1 pseudogene is annotated in these 1,754 nt (G+C 64.6%); it reads right to left on the bottom strand.

Going from position 1 to position 1,754, the window contains the following annotated elements:
• Positions 1 to 1,754, bottom strand: a pseudogene (locus AC1D01_RS33255) (hypothetical protein); the annotation flags it as partial.

Below are 1,754 nucleotides of genomic sequence, written 5' to 3'. Positions count from 1 at the left end.
GTGTAGCCGCGGCCGGTGCTGCTGGCCGCCAGGGTACCGCTGCCGTCGGTCTGGCCGTTGGTGTTGCGGCGCTTGCCGTACGGCTCGTAGGCCATGCGCTCGATCGGCGTGCCAACCGCATTCGTGACGACGCTGACCGAGCCCAGGTGGTCGCTGTGCCAGTACTGAGTGCTGGTGTTGGCGACCGTGGTGCACGGATCGGCCGTGCACACGATCATGCCGATCTGCATGCCACCGGCGTTCAGGTAGTGCCTCTTCTTCGTACCGGCCACGCCGCTCTCTTCTTCATAGAAGAGTCCCGATCCGTCCGGGGTATTCAGGTACACCGTGGTGCGCTGCGGCACGCCGCCAAGGAGGTAGGCCTCCTTCACGCGCTCGTGCTCGCTGCCGTACAGGTAGGTGAGCTGCGTGCTGTTCCGGCTGATGCTCGACACCTTGTCGAAACTGGTCCACACCATCGTGCGGCCAGCCCCTGAGACCAAGTTGCCGTCGGCGTCATATTGGTACGAGGGCACGGCCAGCCCATTGACGAAGCCGCTGACGTTCGCCACCGCATGCGGGCGATTGCTGCCGGCCCCGCTCGGGTTGTAGTTGTAGGTGTTGGTGGTGCCGCTTTCGGTACGCGTCAGCATATTGCCGATCGCGTCGTAGGTCCATGCGATCGTCTGYGACGGCAGGCTGCCGCTCGATCTCGTTTCGCTCAGCACCCGGCTCAGTTCGTCGTAGGTGTAGCTTGCACTGACGGTGGTCAACATGTCGACGCGGTTGCTCAGCGCGCCGGCATCGTCGTAGGTGTGCACCAGATTCTGGACGTTGTTGCCGCTGCCGGCGCGGGTGATGTTCAGCCGCCCCGAGCCTGGGAAAAACTGGTTGCTCGTCGTGACCGCGTTGCCATATGTGAACTGCGTCAACTGCCCGCTCGCGTTCACCGCATCGGCGGTCCAGAGCGCCTGGCCATTGCGGTTGTCAACCAACTGCTTGAAGAAGCCCAGCCCCGCCGTATAGACGTTGCGCGTCACGAGGCCAGTGGGGTACGACTGCGTCTCGACCCGGCCATGCACGTCATAGGTCACGCCTGCAGCGTAAGCCGCGCCGATCGTTGTCGTCGCGCTCTTGAACCGACCGAACTCGTCGTAGACGATCTTGCGCGATGTGTCGTTCGCGGTCGTCACTTCGCAGAGCTTGCCGGTGCCGTGATCGCAGGGCTGGCCATTCGCGTAGGTGTCGTAGCGCCAGGTGCTGGTGGCATCGGGCTCGACGCGCTGCGTCAGCCGGCTCAGCAAGTCGTAGGCCATCGTGGTCCAGTCGGGCAGCGCTTGCGCCACGGTGCCGCTACCCGTCAATGCCGGGCACGCCGACAGCGCATTGCTGCCGCGCATCCGCGGGCTCTGCTGCGCTTTCAGCTGGCCGAGCGCGTCGTAGCAATAGCCCCAGACGCCCATGTCGGCGTCGTACAGCGCGGTCTTGCGGCCACGCCGGTCATAGACCATCGACGTGATGTTGCCCTTCGAATCCGCCGTCTGCACCAGGTTACCGACGGCGTCGTAGGTGCGCCGCAGCACGTTGTTTGCAGCGTCCGTGATCTTGACGACCCGCCCGAGGACGTCACGTTCTTCAGTGGTCGGATGCGACAGCGGATCCTTGACGATCGTCACAGACTGGTCATAGGCCGTGGTCGTCGACACGGTGCCGGTCCCGGCGTCATTGGGGGAATCGACACGGGTCACGCGGCCCAGCTGGTCACGCTGGAACAC

It is taken from the genome of Rhizobacter sp. P3_B12, assembly GCF_056402895.1.
Note: the sequence above shows the minus strand (reverse complement) of the source record. Positions and strands in the feature narration are given on the sequence as shown.